Below are 18,016 nucleotides of genomic sequence, written 5' to 3' on the forward strand. Positions count from 1 at the left end.
CTCAGCCGGGTCCAGGGCCCGACGCGACCTGCGATCCGCGGACGCCGCCGCCGAACCGCGACGGGTAGCGGACCAGCTGCAGCTCGGACCTCTCCTGCTCGCTGTCGCGCGGGAACCAGACCCAGGCCGCGGATGCGCAGGCGATCTCGGCCTCAGAGTGCACCGGCTGATCCCTGCGCTCCGGTCGTGACGAGGCCGCCCACGGCAGCCCCGGCCTCGTCGGCCGCGGGATCCTCCTCCCGATCCGCCCCGACGAGGTGAGCGAACGCGCTCAGGCGCGCCACGCCCTCCGGGGTCCACGGCAGGTCGTCCAGAAGGGCGGGCGAGTGCACCAGGAAGGCGGCCACCATCGCTCGGGAGATCGCGACGTTGAGCCGGTTCTGCAGCAGGAGGAACTCCGGTCCGCGCGGGGCGTCGCGGCCGCTCGATGCCGCGAGCGAGGTGATCGAGACCACGGCCTCCCGGCCCTGGAAGTTGTCGACCGTGCCCACGGCCACATCCGGGAATCCCGCGGCCGCAAGCTCATCGAGGATGAGCTGCTTCTGGGCGTTGTACGGCGCGACGACGATGATGTCCGTCTCCTCGAGGGGCCGGGGAGCCGCGGCCACCATCCCGTCGACGTAGGCGCGTCCGACCAGCTCGCCGACGATGCGCACCACCTCGGCCGCCTCTTCGGGCGACTGCGTGGCGTTGCCGCGGTGCCGGATCGGCCGCACGTGCAGCCCCGGCTCCAGCCCCTCGACCGTGCGCAGCTCGGCACCCGGCGCGGAGGCGAGCGCCCCCGCGTAGGAGAGGTGCGACACGGGATCCGCCACGGCGGGGTGCATGCGCCAGGACCGCGCGAGGAAGGATCCGTGCGCCGGGTCGATGACGGCCCGATCGTGCATGACCCACCCCAGGGCCGAGGTGTCCACCGGCTCGGGGTGCGTCCCCTGGCTCACCTGCGGGAGCTGCTGCGGATCGCCGAGCAGGAGGAGGCGCTGCGCGGACGCGGCCACGGCGATCGTCGAGGCGAGGGAGAACTGGCCCGCTTCGTCGACGACGAGCAGATCCAGTTCCCCGTGCTGCACACGCCGGGTGTTCGAGAAGTCCCAGGCGGTCCCGCCCACGACGCAGCCGAGTCCGGCGGCGTGCTGCTCGGCGAGATACCCCGCCATCCCGTCCTTGCGGATCGGCGTGAACACGGGATCCGCCTCCGGATCCTTCGGCGCCTTGGCGACCTGCGCCGGCGAGACCCCCGCGGCGACGACCCGGTCGAGCAGGTGCTCCACGATCGCATGCGACTGGGCGACCACGCCGATCCGGTAGCCGTGCTCGTTCACGAGCCGGGCGATCACCCGCGCCGCCGTGAAGGTCTTGCCCGTCCCCGGAGGGCCCTGCACGGCCAGGTAGCTGCGATCGAGGTCGAGCACTCCGCGCACGATCACGTCGGCGGCCTCCGGGCGCGGTTCCCCCGTCTCGGCGGCATCGCCGTCCATCGCGGGGATCGGCGCCCCCGACACCGTGCGCGGCACCGCTCGCAGCAGGACGTCCGTCGCGGCGTCGTGCGGGAACGCGGGCGCGGCGTCGAGCACGGCCGCCGCCCACTCCTCGATCGTCGCCTGCAGCGAGTTCACGCGGGGCGGGGCGGCGGGCGTGAGCGCGAGCGGCAGCTCGTCCCACGTCTGCCCACCGATCGAGCGCTCGCGGATCCGGTATCCGTCGTCGCGCACCTCGACGATCTCGACCTCGTGCGGAACGTGGATCACGCGCGAGGGGAACTCTCCGAAGAACGGCGGCGGCGACGCGTACAGCGCGAACGGACTGCCGCCCACGCCCAGCGTGCTGCCGGGGGCGAGCTCGCCGTGCAGGTCGATGAGACGGGTGACCGCACGGGCGCCCTCCTCCTGTCCCCAGTCCTGCACGACCGCCGAACGCCCCGGATCCACCCGCAGCACGTCGCGCGTGGACTCCCACAGGGTCACCGGCTCGCGCAGACGCTGGAAGTGCGAGATCCAGAAGCTCTTCGCCTCCCGGGGGAAGTAGTCGATCGCGGCGGCCGCGACCCGGTGCGGCTGCCCGGCCTGCTCGAGCTCGGCGCCGGTGAGCCCCGCCTCTCGCGCGGCCTCCTGCACGCGGTGCCCCTCGGCCTGCAGCGCGAGCGAGAGCGGCGCGGGCTCGTAGGCGCGCGTCTCGGGCTCATCGGGAGGGGCGGGCAGCACCCCGGCCTCCCGGGCGAGCCCCACGAGCCAGTTGCGCAGCCGCCGGGTCGAGACGCAGTCGTAGCGGTTGTAGTCGGCCAGGTCCGCGAGGATCGCGTCGGCCTCGGCCGTGCGGCCGGCGGCCGCGAGCCCCCGCGCCTGCACGTACTGCACGATCGAGTCGTCGCCCTTCTGCACGTCGCTGGTGCGCACCTCCTCGCCCATGTACAGCGGCTCGAGCTTCTTGATCGAGTACGACCGGGATCCGATCCGCACCGTGCGCAGCACCAGCGGATACAGATCGACGAAGACGCCCTCGCGCAGCAGACGGTCCACGTCGGCCTCGCCGACCCCGTACCGCTCCGCCATGTTCTGCAGATGGGACGTCTCGTAGGGCGCGTAGTGGTAGATGTGCATGTCGGGATGCGCCGCCCGGCGCACGGCCACGAAGTCGAGGAAGTCGAGCAGCGCCTGCTTCTCCGCCGCGAAGTCGTGCGCCCACAGCGCGGAGTACTGCTCCGCGTCGTCGACCCAGCCGAAGAGGTAGTCCAGCCCCCAGCGCCCGTCGGCCGCGTGTCCTCCCCGGCCCGGTTCGGTGTAGAGCGGGTCGCCCTCGAAGTCGAAGAACAGGTCGCCCCGGCTGGGGCGCGGCATCATGCCGATCGCCGCCGCGGAGACGACCTCGAACGGCGGCACGGGGTGCGCGTCCTCCGTTCCCGGCTGCGCGGCGGCGCTCTCGGCGGCCATCGCCGCGAGCTGCAGCCGGGCCTGGGCGCGCAACGCCTCGAACGTCTCGGAGCTCATCCCGTCGGGCGCGGATCCGGCCGCGGCGAGGTCGTCGACCGTCGCGATCCCCGCGGCGCGGAGGCGAGCGCGCTGCACCGGCCGCATGCGGGCGACGAGCAGCAGATCCCGATGCGCGACGACCTCGATCTCGCACGTCGCGCAGCGTCCGCAGGCCACGACCTGCAGGTCGCCACGGTCATCGCCCCAGGCGAGCGGCGCGCCGGCGGCGCCCTGCTCGATGCCGCGGTCGGCGATGAGGGCCCGGAGCCGGGCCCGGCGCACGTGGAACAGCGGCAGCACGTCGCGCACGGCGTGCGTCGAGATGCGGTGATCGCCGAGGATCAGATCGACCTCGTCCGACCGCGGGATGCCCAGCCGGTCGAGCTGGTCGACGTAGGCCGCCAGCTGCATGAGCGCCGTGGCGCGGGCGGTGCGGGCGAGCTTGGAGTCCTGCACGCGCCAGCGCCCGTCGGGGTCGCGGAGGAGGAAGTCGGCGAATCCCACGAACTCGGGCGTGGAGAAGGCGGCCTGATAGATCACCGTCGCCTCCGACCGCAGCGCGCCGATCGTGTCGGCGACGACGCCGGCGAGCCCCTCCGCATCGCTCGACGACACCTTGGGCAGCTCGACCACGCCGGGTCCGCCGTCGACCGACCTCCCGTACCGGGCCACGTCGTCGTCCAGCACCACGAGTTCGTGCGCATCCCCCAGGGCGGCGGCCCTGGCGAGGGTCGCATCCTCCGGATCCTCGACGGCGTCGATGCGCCCGAGCTTCGCATCCAGCGACCGGGCCCAGGCGAACTCGCACTCCGCCGCGAGCTTCAGATCCGTGGCACTCCAGATCACGCGCTTCCGGTCGGATCCGGAGGGGGTGATCACGCGCACGAGGGCTCCTGTCTTCGGGTGGCGGCCGATCAGGCCGTCGCTTCGACCCTAGACGGGGCCGCGGACATCACCCGATCAGGTTCCCGTCGGCGCGACGGAGGACCACGGCCCGGCTCAGCGCCACCAGGTGTCGTCGGGGGTGACCGGCTGACGGCGCTTGTGCGAGGTCGCGAGGTAGCGCGCCTCGATGCGCTGCGCCACGTCGGCGGCGACCTCTCGCCCCTCCAGGAAGTCGTCGATCTGCTCGTAGGTCAGTCCCAGCTCGTCCTCGTCGGCGCGGCCCGGCGTCCCGTCGAGGAGGTCGGCGGTGGGCACCTTGTAGGCCAGGCGGTCCGGGGCGCCGAGCGCGAGCAGCAGGGACCGGCCCTGCCTCTTGGTCAGTCCTGCGAGCGGCGTGAGGTCGCATGCGCCGTCGCCGAACTTCGTGAAGAACCCGGTCACCGCCTCGGCGGCGTGGTCCGTGCCGATCACGAGCAGGCCGCGCTGCCCGGCGATCGCGTACTGGGTGACCATCCGCAGGCGCGCCTTGATGTTGCCGCGGTGGAAGTCGGCGACGTCCTCCAGGCCGGCCGCCTCGAGGTCGTTCTCCAGACCGTCGACGCCGTGCTCGATGTTGACCTCGACCCCCTCGTCGGCGGCGATGAACGCCATCGCCGCGCTCGCGTCGTCGGCGTCGTGCTGCACCCGGTAGGGCAGGCGCACCGCGATGAACGTCGCCTCGCCCCCTTCGGCGCGCACCCTCTCGACGGCGAGCTGCGCGAGCCGGCCGGCGAGCGTCGAGTCCTGCCCGCCCGAGATCCCCAGCACGTACCCCTTGGCGCCGGTGTGCCGGAGGTAGTCGACGAGGAAGCCGATCCGGCGATCGATCTCCGCCGCGGGGTCGACGTCGGGGCGCACCCCGAGGTCTGTGGCGATGTCCTGCTGCAGGGTCATGCTGCTCCTTCGGTCGTGGGATCCAGTATCCAACGGCCACGTTTCCTGCGTGTGAACGCCGCCGCCCGCCTGTGCCGCGCCTGCGAGGATGGAGGCATGAGACTCCTCGTCGCCGCCCTCGCGTCCGAACTGCAGGCCTTCCCCGAGTCGCTGGAGGGCTTCGAGCGCCTCGTCACGGGCCCGGGCAAGCTCAAGGCCGCCTACGGCCTCACGCGTGCGCTGGATGCGGCCGGGTACGAGGAGATCGTCGTCGTCGGCACCGCCGGCGGCGTGGATCCGGAGCTTCCCGGAGGCGTCTACGAGATCACCGCGGCGATCCAGCACGACGTCCAGGATCTGGACGGGGTGGTCGGGCAGCACGTCTCCCTGCCGCCGCGCGTCGCGACAGGGCGCGACGGGCTGATCATCGCGACCGGCGACAGCTTCGTCGACGACGTCGCGGTCGTCGAGCGGATCCGGGGCCTCGGCGGCGTGCTCGTGGACATGGAGACCTACGCCTACGTCTGGGTCGCCGACCAGTTCGGCGTTCCGATCCGCGTGCTGCGCGCGATCTCCGACACCGCCCAGGACGGCGCGACCACCGTCTGGGACGAGACCGTCGCCGCCTGCAGCGTGCAGCTGCGCGACCGGATCCGGGACGAGTACGGGGTCTGAACCCGGTCGGCGCGGTCGCGACGGTGCGAGACTCCGTCGATCGCGCACGGACCCGGCGCGCATCGGACGCCCGGAGCACCCGTGGACATTTCAGTTAACGCTCGCTAATCTGAATCACGTCCCGTCGTCGCCCAATGGAGGGTGCTGTGTCCGATTCATCCGCGCCGAGCGCCCCGGCTCCGACCTACCGGGAGCTCGTCGACGAACTGCGCGCGCGTCGCGCCGAGGCCGCCCTCGGCGGACCGGAGAAGTCCCGGATCCGGCACACCGAGCGCGGCAAGCTGCTCGCCCGGGACCGGGTGGACCACCTGCTCGACACCGGCAGCCCGTTCCTGGAGGTCGCGCCCCTCGCGGGCTACGGGCTCTACGGCGGCGACGCCCCGTCCGGCGGCGTGATCGCGGGGATCGGGCTGATCCACGGCCGGCACGTCATGGTCGTCGCGAACGACGCCACCGTCAAGGGCGGCACCTACTACCCGATCACGGTCAAGAAGCACCTGCGCGCGCAGGAGATCGCCGCGGAGAACCGGCTGCCCTGCGTGTACCTCGTCGACTCGGGCGGCGCGTTCCTGCCCCTGCAGGACGAGGTGTTCCCCGATCGCGATCACTTCGGCCGCATCTTCTACAACCAGGCCAGGATGTCCCGCGACGGCATCCCGCAGATCTCCGCGGTGATGGGGTCATCGACCGCCGGCGGCGCCTACGTGCCGGCCATGAGCGATGAGACCGTGATCGTGCGGAACCAGGGCACGATCTTCCTCGGCGGCCCGCCGCTCGTGAAGGCGGCGACGGGCGAGGTCGTCTCCGCGGAGGACCTCGGGGGCGGCGAGGTGCACACCCGGGTCTCCGGCGTCGCCGACCACCTCGCCGAGGACGACGAGGACGCGCTGCGCATCGTCCGCGACATCGTCGCCACGCTGCCGCCGTCGCCGGCGCGCGCGGATCCCGAGGCCTGGCCCCGGGGTGCCCGCGAAGGGCTCGAAGGGCCGTCCGCCGCGATCGCGGATCCGCCCCCGGTCGACCTGCTCGACGTCGTCCCGGTCGAGCTCACCGTCCCCTACGACGCCCGCGCGATCATCCGCGGCATCGTCGACGGCGGCGAGTTCACCGAGTTCAAGCCCGAGTACGGCACGACGCTGGTGACCGCGTTCGCGCGGATCCACGGGCACCGCGTCGGGATCATCGCGAACAACGGCGTGCTGTTCGGGGAGTCGGCGCTCAAGGGCGCGCACTTCATCCAGCTCTGCGAGCAGCGCCGCACCCCGTTGGTCTTCCTGCAGAACATCACCGGGTTCATGGTGGGCCGGGAGTACGAGGCGAACGGCATCGCGAAGCACGGCGCGAAGATGGTCAACGCGGTCGCGACGGCCTCGGTGCCGAAGCTCACGGTCGTCGTCGGCGGATCCTTCGGCGCCGGCACCTACTCGATGTGCGGACGGGCGTACTCCCCCCGCTTCCTCTGGCTCTGGCCGGGCGCGCGCGTCTCGGTCATGGGCGGACCGCAGGCCGCATCGGTGCTGTCGACCGTGCGCCGCGATCAGATCGAGGCCGCGGGCGGATCCTGGTCGGCCGCGGAGGAGGCGGAGTTCCAGGCTCCGATCCGCGCCGCCTACGAGGAGCAGGGCAGCCCGTACTACTCCACCGCCCGACTCTGGGACGACGGGATCATCGAGCCCGGTCAGACCCGCGACGTGCTGGGCCTCGCGCTCGACGTCGTCACGCGGGCGCCCTCGACCGAGGCGCCCGGCTACGGAATCTTCCGGATGTGAGTGAGATGCGCCGCACTGAGCCTGTCGGAGTGTTCGACACCGTCCTCATCGCCAACCGCGGCGAGATCGCCTGCCGCGTCATCGCGACGCTGCGCCGGCTCGGCATCCGCTCGGTCGCCGTGTACAGCGACGCCGACGCCGGATCCCGCCACGTCGCGCTCGCGGACGTCGCGGTGCGGATCGGCCCGGCCCCTGCGGCGCAGAGCTACCTGTCGATCGACGCCGTGATCGCCGCCGCCCGGTCCACCGGAGCCCAGGCGATCCACCCGGGGTACGGCTTCCTCGCCGAGAACGCGGCGTTCGCCGAGGCGTGCGACGCGGCGGGGATCGTGTTCATCGGTCCGACCGCGGAGGCGATCCGCACGATGGGCGACAAGATCACGGCAAAACTCGCCGTGGCCGAGCGCGACGTCCCGACGGTGCCCGGGATCGCCCGGCCGGGCCTCACCGACGCCGACCTCATCGAAGCGGCCGCGGGGATCGGCTACCCGCTGCTCATCAAGCCCTCGGCGGGCGGCGGCGGCAAGGGCATGCACGTGGTCGACGACGCGGCGCACCTCGCCGACGCGATCGCCGCGGCCCGCCGCGAGGCCGCCGCGAGCTTCGGCGACGACGCGCTGTTCCTGGAGCGCTACCTCAGCACGCCGCGGCACATCGAGGTGCAGGTCCTCGCCGACGCGCACGGGAGCGTGGTGCACCTCGGCGAGCGCGAGTGCTCGCTGCAGCGGCGGCACCAGAAGGTCATCGAGGAGGCACCCTCTCCCCTGCTCGACGCGGCCACCCGGGCCGCGATCGGCGCCGCCGCGTGCGAGACCGCGCGCAGCGTCGACTACCGGGGCGCCGGCACGGTCGAGTTCATCGTCGAGGCGACCCGGCCGGACGAGTTCTTCTTCATGGAGATGAACACGCGCCTGCAGGTCGAGCACCCGGTGACCGAGCAGGTCACCGGACTCGATCTCGTCGAGCAGCAGCTGCTCATCGCGGCCGGCGAGCGGCTCGCCTTCGCGCAGGACGACGTCGTGCTGCGCGGGCATTCGATCGAGGCGCGGGTGTACGCGGAGGATCCGGCCGCCGGGTTCCTGCCGACCGGCGGGCGCGTCACGCGCGTGATCCATCCCGCCGGGGAGGGGATCCGCGTCGACACGGCGATCGAGGACGGCCTGGACGTCTCGATCGACTACGACCCGATGCTCGCGAAGATCATCGCGACGGGCGCCGACCGCGACGAGGCGCGGCGGCGGCTCGTGCGCGCGCTCGACGAGACCGCGGTCTTCGGCTTCCCCACGAACGTCGAGTTCGTGCGGGCACTGCTGGAGCTGCCCGAGGCCGCTGCCGGCGAGCTCGACACCGGCCTGATCGCACGGCGGTTCGACGACCTCGCCTTCGCGACGGCGGACGAGCGGGTGCTCGCGGAGGCCGCACTGCTCCTGGACGGATCCCCCGCGACCGGCACCGTCCACGTCCCGAGCGGCCCCTGGGCGCGCCGCGACGGCTGGCGGCTCGGGCCGCCCGCCCCCCGGCGCTACGCCCTGGTCTGCGGCGAGCGCCGCGCCGAGGTGCTCGTGACCGGATCCGGGTCCTCCCTCGCGGTCGCCGTCGACGCATCCGCCCCGGTCCCCGCCGCGATCCGCGATGCGGGCGACCTGCGCCGCACGATCACGATCGACGGCGTGACGCGCACGGTCGCGGCGCTCCGGGCGGGAGCCGGGCGGGTCGCAATCGCGCACGCGGGCGCCGTCTTCGACGTCGCGGTCGAGCGGGCCGCACGCGGCGGGGCCGCCGAGGCGGCGAGCGTGCCGCATCTCGACTCGCCGATGCCGGGCACGGTGGTGCTCGTGCACGTCGAGGACGGGGCGCACGTCGAGGAGGGGGATCCGGTGCTCGTGGTCGAGGCCATGAAGATGGAGCACGTGCTGCGCGCCGGGGTCGCCGGCACCGTCGCGCTGCACGCCGCGCAGGGCGACACCGTGGCGCGCGGGCAGACGCTCGCCGTGATCGAGCCGGCTCCTCCGGCCGGCGAGCCCGGCGAGGCACAGGGAGCGGAAGGAGCGGGGACGTGACCGAGAAGCGCATCGAGCAGCGCGGGCTGTACTTCGAGGAGTTCGAGGAGGATGCGGTCTACCTGCACCGCCCCGGCCGTACCGTCACCGAGGCCGACAACGTCCTCTTCACCACGCTGACCATGAACACCCAGGCGCTGCACCTGGATGCGGCGTGGAGCGCGGGCACCGAGTTCGGCGAGCGCCTCGTGAACAGCATGTTCACGCTCTCCACGCTGGTCGGGCTCTCGGTCGCGCAGCTCACGATGGGAACGATCGTGGCGAACCTCGGCTTCTCGGAGGTCTCGTTCCCTGCCCCGGTGCGCGTCGGCGACACGCTCTACGCCGAGACGCGCATCGTCTCGAAGCGGCTCTCGTCGTCGCGCCCCGGACAGGGGATCATCGAGTTCGCGCACACCATGCGCAATCAGGACGGCACGGTCGTCGCGCTCGCGACCCGTTCCACGCTCATGCGGTGCCTGCCGACGGATCCCGCCTGATGTCCGGGATCCTGCGCGGCCCCGCCCTGCTGTTCTGCCCGGCGGACCGCGACGACCGCTACGAGAAGGCGCTCGCGGCGGCCGACACCGTGATCCTCGATCTCGAGGACGCGGTCGCCCCCGCCGACAAGCCCGCCGCCCGCGAGCGCGTCGCCGCCTCGGCGCTGGATCCGGAGCGCACGATCGTCCGGGTGAACCCGGCGGGAACGGCGGATCACGCGCTCGACCTGGCCGCCCTCGCCGGCACCGGCTATCGCACCGCGATGCTCGCCAAGGCCGAGTCCGCCGCCGACCTCGACGCCCTGCACGCCGCGGGCCACCGGGTCCTGGCACTGTGCGAGACCGCACGCGGGGTGGTCCACGCCGAGGAGATCGCCGCGCACCCGGCCGCGATCGGGCTGATGTGGGGTGCGGAGGACCTCATCGCGAGCATGTCCGGCCGATCCAGCCGGTTCGGTCAGGGCGAACGGGATCCCGGCGGCTACCGCGACGTCGCCCGGCACGCCCGCTCCCGCGTGCTGCTCGCGGCGAAGGCGGCGGGGCGTGCCGCGGTCGACTCCGTCCACCTCGACATCGCCGACGTCGAGGGGCTCCGCGCCGAGGCGCTCGACGCCGCCGCGAGCGGCTTCGACGCGACGGCCTGCATCCACCCCGGCCAGGCGGCGGTGATCCGCGGGGCCTACGCGCCCACCCCCGCGGAGACGGACTGGGCCGAGCGCGTCCTCGCCGAGGCCGCGCTGCGGCCCGGGGTGTTCCGCTTCGAGGGGCGCATGGTCGACGAGCCCGTGCTCCGCCAGGCCAGGGCGATCCTCGGCCGGTAGGACGTCCGGACGGACGTCCCCCGGAGCGCAGGACCGCCCGCATCCCTACCCCGCTCGCCCCGCCAGCAGCTCCCGCACCCGCTCGATCGGCAGGCCCGGGACGCTCTGCTTGTGGCCGACCATGTCCTCGCCCGCGACCAGCACGTTGAGCACCGCCTCCTCGGTCGCCTCGACCACGGCGGTGTAGAGCGCGTCCATCCGCCCCCAGGGCACGGCGCGCAGGTCGTCGAGCACGACCGCCTCCTCCTCGGCGGGGAAGCGGCTCGCGAGCGCTCCCGCGTTCGCCGTCGAGAAGGCGAGGAAGATGTCGCCGGAGAAGTGCGAGCCCGCGGTCCCCGTGCGGGCGAGGCCGAGCGAGACGCGCCGTGCCATCGCCGTGCACTGGCCCGGCAGCAGCGGCGCATCGGTCGCCACGACCACGATCACGCTGCCCGCCCCCTGCGGCGGCGGGACGGGCGCGGCCGCAGGGGGCGACCCCGCCGCCGCGGACGCCTCGGCCTTGAGCACCGGCCCGACGCGCACGCCCTGCACGGTCAGCTCCGACATCTCGCCGAAGTTCGCCTGCAGGAACACCCCGACCGTGTACTCGGCGTCGCCCAGCGCCACCCGGCGCGACGCCGTGCCGGATCCGCCCTTGAAGCCGTAGCAGATCATGCCCGTGCCGCCGCCGACCGCCCCCTCGTCCACGGGCCCGGGTCGCGCCGCCTCCAGCGCGCCCACGGCGTGCTCCGGCCGGACGTGCAGCCCGTTGATGTCGTTGAGCCGCCCGTCCCAGGTCTCCGCGACGACCGGCAGGAGCCACTGGTCCGCCGCCCCGGGGACGGCGTCGAGCATCCAGCGGATCGCGCCCTCGTGCGCGGCCCCGACCGAGTGCGTGTTGGTGATCAGCACCGGACTGCCGAGGCTGCCGGATTCCGCGATCCACACGGATCCGGTCATCTCGCCGTTGCCGTTCAGGGAGTGCACTCCGGCGGCCACCGGATCCGCCGCGCCGGCCCGCCCGCGCGGCAGGATCGCGGTGACCCCCGTGCGCACCGCCACCGGCCCGCGGTCCTCGATGAGCGTGCGGTAGCCGACCTCGACGCCCGGGACGTCGGTGATGGCGTTGTCCCGGCCGGGAACACCCCCGCGGATCAGTCCAAGGTCGCGCGCGCGGGCCCGGCTCATCCGCGCACCTCGTCCTCGAGCTCCTCGTCCGCGGGCAGCGGCAGGGTCCAGCGGTCCGGCTTCCCCCGCAGGTAGAGCGCGTAGTAGAGCAGGCCGACGGCGAAGATCCCGACGGCGACCGCGACCGGCATCCAGTCGGCGATGAGGCTCATCACGAGGATCCCGAGGGTCGCGAGGGTCATCAGGATCGGCGCGACCGGCCACATCGGCATCCGGTACTCGGCGGCGTCGGTGGTGTGGTTGATCCGTCCGACGAACGCGGCGAGGCCGACGAGGGCGTAGAGGATGACGATGCCGGCGCTCGTCGCGACCAGCAGCACGGAGAACGGGACGAGCCAGAGGCAGAGCGCCGCGATCACTCCGACGATGATCGTCGCGACCACGGGGGTGCGCAGCCTCGGGTGGATCCGGCCCAGCGGACGGTTGATGACGTCGGGCCAGGAGCGGTCGCGCGCGGAGGAGAACAGGGTGCGCCCGAACTGCAGGATGATCGCGAGCACGGCGTTGATCACGGCGATCGCGATACCGACGCTGACCAGGGTGTTGACGACCGGACCGGCGCGCTCGGTGAGGAACTGGGTCATCGGGGCGGGAGAGGCGACGAGGGCGGCCAGATCCTTCGACCCGAGCAGCACGGCGATGGTGGGGACGATCTCGGCGACGACGGCGATGACGAGCGACCACAGGATCGCCCGGCCGATCGTGGAGCGCGCGTTCTTCGTCTCCTCGGCGTAGTAGACGGCGGCGCCGTAGCCGTTGAACGCGAACAGCGCGGTCGCGGTGTACGAGACCACGAGTCCGGCGGAGGCGCTGACGAGCGTGCCGCCCGGGCCGCTCGTGGTCACGGTCCACAGCGTCGAGATCGGCTGGCTCACGTGCAGGAAGCCGACGACCGTGAGCACGACCAGCGCACCGATCTCCAGGATGAGGAAGACACCGGTGACCCACGCGTTGGTCTTGATCCCGAGGCACGCGATCACGGTGGTCACCAGGATCACGACGATCCCGACCCAACCGCCGCCGAGCGCGTTCGAGAGGACGCCGAGGTACTGGCCCGCACCCGAGGCGATCACGCCGATGATGAGCACGCCGCTGACCAGGTTCAGCAGGAAGAGGCCGAAGCCCCAGGGCTTGCCGAGCGTGCGCGCGACGAACGCGTACTCGCCGCCCGTGATCGGGAACGCGCTGGAGAGCTCGGCATAGCAGAGCGCGACGAAGACGCCGACGAGGGCGCCGATGAGGAAGGCGAGGGCCGAGGCCCCGCCGATGCCGTTGATGATCGCCGGCACGATGATGAACACGCTCGACGCGGGCGTCACCGCCGACAGCGTGATCAGGATGTTCTCCTTGAAGGTCAGCCCCCGGGAGAGCTGCTGTTCGTACTTCCCGGCGTCGGGGACGATCCCCGACGCCTTCGCCCCCCTCGCGCCGGCGGCCTCGCCGAGCTCTTCCTGCAGTCCATCGCTCATCATCGAGCCTTCCGTCCGTGGACAACTGACGGCTCAGTCAAAAACAGATCCCCCGTTAAGTCAATCCTTGAACTCAATTTTCTGACTGGCGAGTCAATTGCGTGTCGGACAGGCGGATCCGTGCAGGACATGCCGGCCGACCCCGTCGCCCTGCAAGGATGGGCGCATGGCAAGCGCGAAGAAGACCCCGGAGCGTCGCGATCAGCTGATCCTCGCGACCCTCGACGCGATCCGCGACCGCGGCATCGCGAACCTCCGCATCCAGGACGTCGCCGAGCGCGCCGGCGTGTCGACGGGCACGGTGCACTACCACTTCAACGATCTCGACCAGCTCATCAACGACGTGTACACCTGGGCGTGCGACCGGTTCTACACGACCCGCCTGCAGGCGCTGGCCGACATCGACGACGCCCGCGAGCAGCTCGCCGTGATGATCGACGCGGGCATTCCGAAGAGCGAGGACGACGCCCTCGTCATCGCGATGCACGACATCGATCTGTTCCGCCGCGGCAGCGCCGCGATGGGCCCGCTGCTGCAGGCCCTGTACGACCGGCAGGTGGCGCTCTACTTCGCCACGCTGCAGCTCGGCGTCGCGCAGGGGCACTTCCGCCTCGCCGGGCCCATCATCGATCTGGCGCAGAACTTCGTCTCGCTCGAAGACGCCTACGAGCTGCACATCATCAGCGGCAACCGGTCGGCGGGCCCGCGGCGCGCCCGCGAGCTCGTGCTCGGCTACGCACGCATCGTCACCGGCTGCGCCGAGCTGTCGCTGCGCCGCTGAGTCCCGGCCCTCAGGCGCCGAGCAGCACCTGCCGCGCGGCCTCCGTGAGGATCCTGCGCTCGTTCGCGGAGCCCGCGACCGTGTTGTGCGCGGTCGAGTTCAGCAGGCCGAACACCGCGTGCATCGTCACCTGCCGATCGGCGGGGGCGACCTCGGGGCGGAGCCGCGCGACGACCTCGGACCACAGGGTCAGATACTGCCGCTGCAGCTTGCGCACCTGCCGGTTCGCCGCGGCCGGCAGCGTGCCCAGCTCGCGATCCTGCACCCGGATCACGTCCCGATGGGTCAGCGCGAACGTCAGGTGGAAGTCGATCAGCGCGTCGAGCAGCTCCCGATCGGATCCGGGCGTCGCCGCCAGGATCTCCTGCCCGCCCCGCAGGAGGAACTCGCTCGTCCCGAGCAGGATCTCCTCGAGCATTGCGTCCTTGCTCGCGAAATGGCGGTAGAGAGCGGGGCCGCTGACCCCGACGGCGGTGCCGAGCTCGCCGATCGAGACCGCGTGGAAGCCGCGGTCCGCGAAGAGATGCGCCGCGGCATCGAGGAAGCGCTGCCGGGTACGCGCCTTCCCCTGCGCCCTTGCGGTGGTCATCCGGCAAGGATATCGATCCTGGACAGTCGAGTGAACGCCCGCTAACCTTTGTTTCAGTTATCGATCGTTCACTGAGGAGCGGATCCATGTCCGAAGCGATCCCGTCGGAGCTTCCCGAGGAGTACCGCGAGCTCGCGGCGACCGTCCGCGACTTCGCCGAGCAGGTGGTGGCGCGGGTCTCGGCGCAGCACGACCGCGAGCACAGCTTCCCCTACGAGGTCGTCGCCGGCATGGCCGAGATGGGCCTGTTCGGACTGCCCTTCCCCGAGGAGTACGGCGGCATGGGCGGCGACTACTTCGCCCTCTGCCTCGCGCTCGAGGAGCTCGCGAAGGTCGATCAGAGCGTCGCCATCACGCTCGAGGCCGGCGTCTCGCTCGGCGCCATGCCGATCTTCCGCTTCGGCACCGAGGAGCAGAAGCAGCGCTGGCTGCCCTCGCTCGCGGCCGGCACCGCCCTCGGCGCGTTCGGCCTGACCGAGCCCGACGCCGGCAGCGACGCGGGCCGCACGCGGACGACCGCGCGACTCGACGGCCCGGAGTGGGTCGTCAACGGCTCGAAGCAGTTCATCACCAACTCGGGCACCGACATCACCGCGTTCGTCACGGTCACCGCGGTCACGGGCGAGACCGAGCGCGGCAAGGAGATCTCCACGATCATCGTGCCCTCGGGCACGCCGGGCTTCGATGTCGCCCCGCCCTATGACAAGGTCGGCTGGAACGCCTCGGACACGCACGCGCTCTCGTTCCAGGACGTGCGGGTGCCCGCGGAGAACCTGCTCGGCGAGCGCGGCCGCGGCTACGCCAACTTCCTGCGGATCCTCGACGAGGGCCGGATCGCCATCGCCGCCCTCGCGGTCGGCGCCGCCCAGGGCTGCGTCGACGACGCGGTGCGCTACGCCAAGGAGCGTCAGGCGTTCGGCACGCACATCGGCGGTCACCAGGCGATCGCCTTCAAGATCGCCCGCATGGAGGCGCGCGCCCAGGTGGCCCGCCGCGCGTACTACCACGCGGCGGCGCTCCTGCTCGCCGGCAAGCCGTTCAAGCAGGAGGCCGCGATCGCGAAGCTCGTCGCCGGCGAGGCCGCGATGGACAACGCCCGCGACGCCACCCAGGTGTTCGGCGGCAACGGCTTCATGAACGAGTACCGGGTGGCCCGCCACTACCGCGACTCGAAGATCCTCGAAGTCGGCGAGGGCACGACCGAGGTGCAGCTCATGCTCATCGCCCGCAGCCTCGGACTCTGACACCGAGGAAGAACTTTCTGCCCGAATTCGGGCAGATTCTTGTCGTTCCCGCTCCGGATCCGCATACTCGTGACATGACCGACGATGACCTGATCCAGCGGATCGCGGCATCGACCGGTCTGCCGGCGAGCGTCGCCGCGCGGGTCGTCGACGACGTGCTCGCCTGGCACGACGAGACCGTCGAAGCCTTCGTGCGGCGCCGCCACGCCGAGCTCCAGCTCTACGGCACGCGCAACGCGGAGGCCTTCGCCCTCATCGCCGCGGAGCTGCGCGACCGTCGCGTCGCGGCTCCGGAGCTCTCCGAGCGGCAGCTGCGCCGCATCGTCTACGGCTGAGCACGTCCCCGTCCCCTTCCCCCTCCTGAGGAGCTCCATCATGTGCGGAATCGTCGGATACATCGGCCACCAGGCCGCCGCGCCCGTCCTCGTCGAAGGCCTCACGCGCCTCGAGTACCGCGGCTACGACTCGGCCGGCATCGCCGTGCTCGGGAGCAAGGGCACCACCTCGGTGCGCCGGGTCGGCCGGGTGCGCGAGCTCGAGGCCGCGCTCCCCAAGCGCCTCACCGGCACCGCGGGCATCGGTCACACCCGCTGGGCGACGCACGGCCCCGCGGTCGAGCGGAACGCGCACCCGCAGCGCAGCCAGGACGGCCGGATCAGCGTGGTGCACAACGGCATCGTCGACAACGCGGCAGCCCTGCGCGCCCAGCTCGCGCAGTCCGGCGTCGAGCTGAGCAGCGACACCGACACCGAGGTCATCGCCCACCTCATCGCGCAGTCCGACGCGCCGACCCTCGAGGAGGCCGTGCTCGCGGCCCTCACCCGGATCACCGGCACCTACGCCCTCGCGGTGCTGGACGAGCAGCACCCGGAGCGGATCGTCCTGGCCCGCAGCGGATCCCCGCTGATCATCGGCATCGGCGACAAGGAGATGCTCGTGGCCAGCGACGTGGCCGCCCTCGTGCGGCACACCAACCAGGTCGTGCACCTCAACGACGGCGAGCTGGCGACCGTGACGGCGACCGGATTCCGGACCTTCGACCGCGGCAACAGCCCGACCAGCTCGGAGCCGGTCGAGATCAGCGTCGCCGCCGAGGACCTCGAGCTCAGCGGCTACCAGCACTACATGCTCAAGGAGATCCACGAGCAGCCCGAGGCCGCCGCCACCGTGCTGCGCGGCCGGCTGGACGAGAAGTTCGCCACCGCCCGCCTGGACGGCCTCGGACTCGACCCGCGGGAGCTGCGCGGCTTCCGCCGGATCAAGATCCTCGGATGCGGATCCGCGTACTACGTGGGCCAGCTGGGCGCCCAGCTCATCGAGGACCTCGCACGCATCCCGGCTGACGCGGAGGCCGCGTCGGAGTTCCGGTACCGCCAGCCGATCATCGAGTCGGACACGCTCTACGTCGCGGTGAGCCAGAGCGGCGAGACCGCCGACACGGCCTTCGCCGTCGAGGAGATCAAGCGCAAGGGCGGACGCGTGATCGGCGTGGTCAACGTCGTGGGCTCGACCATCGCCCGCACGGTCGATGGCGGCATCTACCTGCACGCGGGACCGGAGATCTCCGTCGCCTCGACCAAGGCGCTCACGAACATGGCGCTGTCCTTCGCGCTGCTCGCGCTGCACCTGGGGCGGCTCCACGATCTCTCCCACGCGGACGGCCAGCGCATCCTGCGCGGCCTGCAGCGCATCCCGGAGCAGATCCGGGAGATCCTCGACGGCGCCGAGCGGATCTCCGTCGTCGCCGAAGAGGTCGCGAAGGCGCAGAGCGCGTTCTACATCGGCCGCGTGCGGGGGTTCCCGGTCGCGCGGGAGGGCGCGCAGAAGCTCAAGGAGATCAGCTACATCCACGCGGAGGCGTATCAGGCGAGCGAGCTCAAGCACGGCCCGCTCGCCCTCATCGACCCGCACATGCCGACGGTCGCGGTGATCCCGGAGGACGAGCTGACCGACCGCAACCTCGCCGCCGCCGAGCAGATCCTCGCGCGCAAGGGGCCGCTCATCGCGATCACGCACCCGGGTGTCGATCTCGCGCACCTCGACGTGCGCACGATCGTCGTGCCGAAGAACGAGCCCGAGCTGGATCCGATCCTGCTGACCGTCCCGACCCAGCTGCTCGCCTACCACGCCGCGGTGCTGCTGGGGCACGACGTCGACAAGCCGCGCAACCTCGCGAAGTCGGTCACCGTGGAGTGAGCC

General features: G+C 72.2%; 15 protein-coding genes. 9 read left to right on the forward strand and 6 right to left on the reverse strand.

Annotation, left to right across the window (positions count from 1 at the left end):
• Nucleotide 1: 1 nt before the first annotated feature.
• From WFJ01_RS13845 to nadE, 3 genes are all read right to left on the reverse strand, one after another.
• Nucleotides 2-163 carry a hypothetical protein gene (locus WFJ01_RS13845; RefSeq protein ID WP_336629361.1) on the reverse strand — a complete coding sequence of 54 codons (162 nt, stop codon included), beginning with the start codon at nucleotides 161-163 and terminating at the stop codon, nucleotides 2-4.
• Nucleotides 153-3,851, reverse strand: coding sequence for a TM0106 family RecB-like putative nuclease (locus WFJ01_RS13850; RefSeq protein WP_336629362.1), 3,699 nt, complete (start codon nucleotides 3,849-3,851; stop codon nucleotides 153-155). Before WFJ01_RS13850 ends, WFJ01_RS13845 begins: the two co-directional genes overlap by 11 nt.
• 114 nt (nucleotides 3,852-3,965) lie before the next feature.
• Nucleotides 3,966-4,784: an ammonia-dependent NAD(+) synthetase gene (gene nadE / locus WFJ01_RS13855; protein ID WP_336629363.1), complete on the reverse strand. Its 819-nt coding sequence runs from the start codon at nucleotides 4,782-4,784 to the stop codon at nucleotides 3,966-3,968.
• 96 nt (nucleotides 4,785-4,880) lie between these two features.
• On the opposite strand from nadE, the gene WFJ01_RS13860 reads away from it, so the two are divergent.
• The 5 genes from WFJ01_RS13860 (at nucleotide 4,881) to WFJ01_RS13880 (ending at nucleotide 10,567) form a co-directional block, all read left to right on the forward strand.
• Nucleotides 4,881-5,438, forward strand: coding sequence for a phosphorylase family protein (locus WFJ01_RS13860; RefSeq protein ID WP_251438874.1), 558 nt, complete (start codon nucleotides 4,881-4,883; stop codon nucleotides 5,436-5,438).
• 134 nt (nucleotides 5,439-5,572) lie between these two features.
• The gene (locus WFJ01_RS13865; RefSeq protein WP_442928051.1) at nucleotides 5,573-7,207 is read left to right on the forward strand and encodes a carboxyl transferase domain-containing protein; all 1,635 of its coding nucleotides are present in this window, start codon (nucleotides 5,573-5,575) and stop codon (nucleotides 7,205-7,207) included.
• Nucleotides 7,208-7,212: 5 nt separating this feature from the next.
• The gene (locus WFJ01_RS13870) at nucleotides 7,213-9,267 is read left to right on the forward strand and encodes an ATP-binding protein (protein ID WP_336629364.1); all 2,055 of its coding nucleotides are present in this window, start codon (nucleotides 7,213-7,215) and stop codon (nucleotides 9,265-9,267) included.
• Complete coding sequence (locus tag WFJ01_RS13875) at nucleotides 9,264-9,746, forward strand: MaoC family dehydratase (protein WP_295035285.1); 483 nt, start codon at nucleotides 9,264-9,266, stop codon at nucleotides 9,744-9,746. Before WFJ01_RS13870 ends, WFJ01_RS13875 begins: the two co-directional genes overlap by 4 nt.
• Nucleotides 9,746-10,567 (forward strand): HpcH/HpaI aldolase/citrate lyase family protein, encoded by an 822-nt coding sequence (locus WFJ01_RS13880; protein WP_336629428.1) that lies wholly within the window; start codon nucleotides 9,746-9,748, stop codon nucleotides 10,565-10,567. Before WFJ01_RS13875 ends, WFJ01_RS13880 begins: the two co-directional genes overlap by 1 nt.
• Before the next feature lie 45 nt (nucleotides 10,568-10,612).
• Here WFJ01_RS13880 and WFJ01_RS13885 read toward each other — a convergent pair whose 3' ends face one another.
• Entirely contained in the window at nucleotides 10,613-11,734 is a 1,122-nt protein-coding gene (locus WFJ01_RS13885) for a DmpA family aminopeptidase (RefSeq protein ID WP_336629365.1), read from the reverse strand.
• Nucleotides 11,731-13,203: an APC family permease gene (locus WFJ01_RS13890; protein WP_336629366.1), complete on the reverse strand. Its 1,473-nt coding sequence runs from the start codon at nucleotides 13,201-13,203 to the stop codon at nucleotides 11,731-11,733. The genes WFJ01_RS13885 and WFJ01_RS13890 overlap by 4 nt, the downstream gene beginning before the upstream one ends.
• 166 nt (nucleotides 13,204-13,369) lie before the next feature.
• Here WFJ01_RS13890 and WFJ01_RS13895 point away from each other — a divergent pair, with 166 nt between their 5' ends.
• A complete protein-coding gene (locus WFJ01_RS13895; RefSeq protein WP_251438884.1) occupies nucleotides 13,370-13,984 on the forward strand; it encodes a TetR/AcrR family transcriptional regulator in 615 nt (204 codons plus the stop codon).
• A gap of 10 nt (nucleotides 13,985-13,994) precedes the next feature.
• Here the strand turns inward: WFJ01_RS13895 and WFJ01_RS13900 are convergent, their stop codons facing one another.
• On the reverse strand, nucleotides 13,995-14,573 hold the full coding sequence (locus WFJ01_RS13900) for a TetR/AcrR family transcriptional regulator (protein ID WP_292885483.1): 579 nt from the start codon (nucleotides 14,571-14,573) through the stop codon (nucleotides 13,995-13,997).
• An 86-nt stretch (nucleotides 14,574-14,659) separates the two neighbouring features.
• Between WFJ01_RS13900 and WFJ01_RS13905 the strand changes: the two genes are divergently transcribed.
• From WFJ01_RS13905 to glmS, 3 genes are all read left to right on the forward strand, one after another.
• Nucleotides 14,660-15,817 (forward strand): acyl-CoA dehydrogenase family protein, encoded by a 1,158-nt coding sequence (locus tag WFJ01_RS13905; protein WP_336629367.1) that lies wholly within the window; start codon nucleotides 14,660-14,662, stop codon nucleotides 15,815-15,817.
• Between the two features lie 74 nt (nucleotides 15,818-15,891).
• Nucleotides 15,892-16,152: a hypothetical protein gene (locus WFJ01_RS13910; protein ID WP_292885488.1), complete on the forward strand. Its 261-nt coding sequence runs from the start codon at nucleotides 15,892-15,894 to the stop codon at nucleotides 16,150-16,152.
• 40 nt (nucleotides 16,153-16,192) lie between these two features.
• Nucleotides 16,193-18,013, forward strand: a complete 1,821-nt coding sequence (gene glmS / locus WFJ01_RS13915) for a glutamine--fructose-6-phosphate transaminase (isomerizing) (RefSeq protein ID WP_295034480.1) — start codon at nucleotides 16,193-16,195, stop codon at nucleotides 18,011-18,013.
• Nucleotides 18,014-18,016: the final 3 nt, after the last annotated feature.

Source organism: Microbacterium sp. MMO-35 (assembly GCF_037147555.1).
Classification (GTDB): Bacteria; Actinomycetota; Actinomycetes; order Actinomycetales; family Microbacteriaceae; genus Microbacterium.

Coding starts and splice junctions, on each gene's coding strand:
- WFJ01_RS13865 (WP_442928051.1), top strand. CDS start 5,573: ATGGAGGGTGCTGTGTCCGATTCATCCGCGCCGAGCGCCCCGGCTCCG.
- WFJ01_RS13885 (WP_336629365.1), bottom strand. CDS start 11,734: ATGAGCCGGGCCCGCGCGCGCGACCTTGGACTGATCCGCGGGGGTGTT.
- glmS (WP_295034480.1), top strand. CDS start 16,193: ATGTGCGGAATCGTCGGATACATCGGCCACCAGGCCGCCGCGCCCGTC.
- WFJ01_RS13880 (WP_336629428.1), top strand. CDS start 9,746: ATGTCCGGGATCCTGCGCGGCCCCGCCCTGCTGTTCTGCCCGGCGGAC.
- WFJ01_RS13895 (WP_251438884.1), top strand. CDS start 13,370: ATGGCAAGCGCGAAGAAGACCCCGGAGCGTCGCGATCAGCTGATCCTC.
- WFJ01_RS13870 (WP_336629364.1), top strand. CDS start 7,213: ATGCGCCGCACTGAGCCTGTCGGAGTGTTCGACACCGTCCTCATCGCC.
- WFJ01_RS13910 (WP_292885488.1), top strand. CDS start 15,892: ATGACCGACGATGACCTGATCCAGCGGATCGCGGCATCGACCGGTCTG.
- WFJ01_RS13900 (WP_292885483.1), bottom strand. CDS start 14,573: ATGACCACCGCAAGGGCGCAGGGGAAGGCGCGTACCCGGCAGCGCTTC.
- WFJ01_RS13890 (WP_336629366.1), bottom strand. CDS start 13,203: ATGAGCGATGGACTGCAGGAAGAGCTCGGCGAGGCCGCCGGCGCGAGG.
- nadE (WP_336629363.1), bottom strand. CDS start 4,784: ATGACCCTGCAGCAGGACATCGCCACAGACCTCGGGGTGCGCCCCGAC.
- WFJ01_RS13860 (WP_251438874.1), top strand. CDS start 4,881: ATGAGACTCCTCGTCGCCGCCCTCGCGTCCGAACTGCAGGCCTTCCCC.
- WFJ01_RS13905 (WP_336629367.1), top strand. CDS start 14,660: ATGTCCGAAGCGATCCCGTCGGAGCTTCCCGAGGAGTACCGCGAGCTC.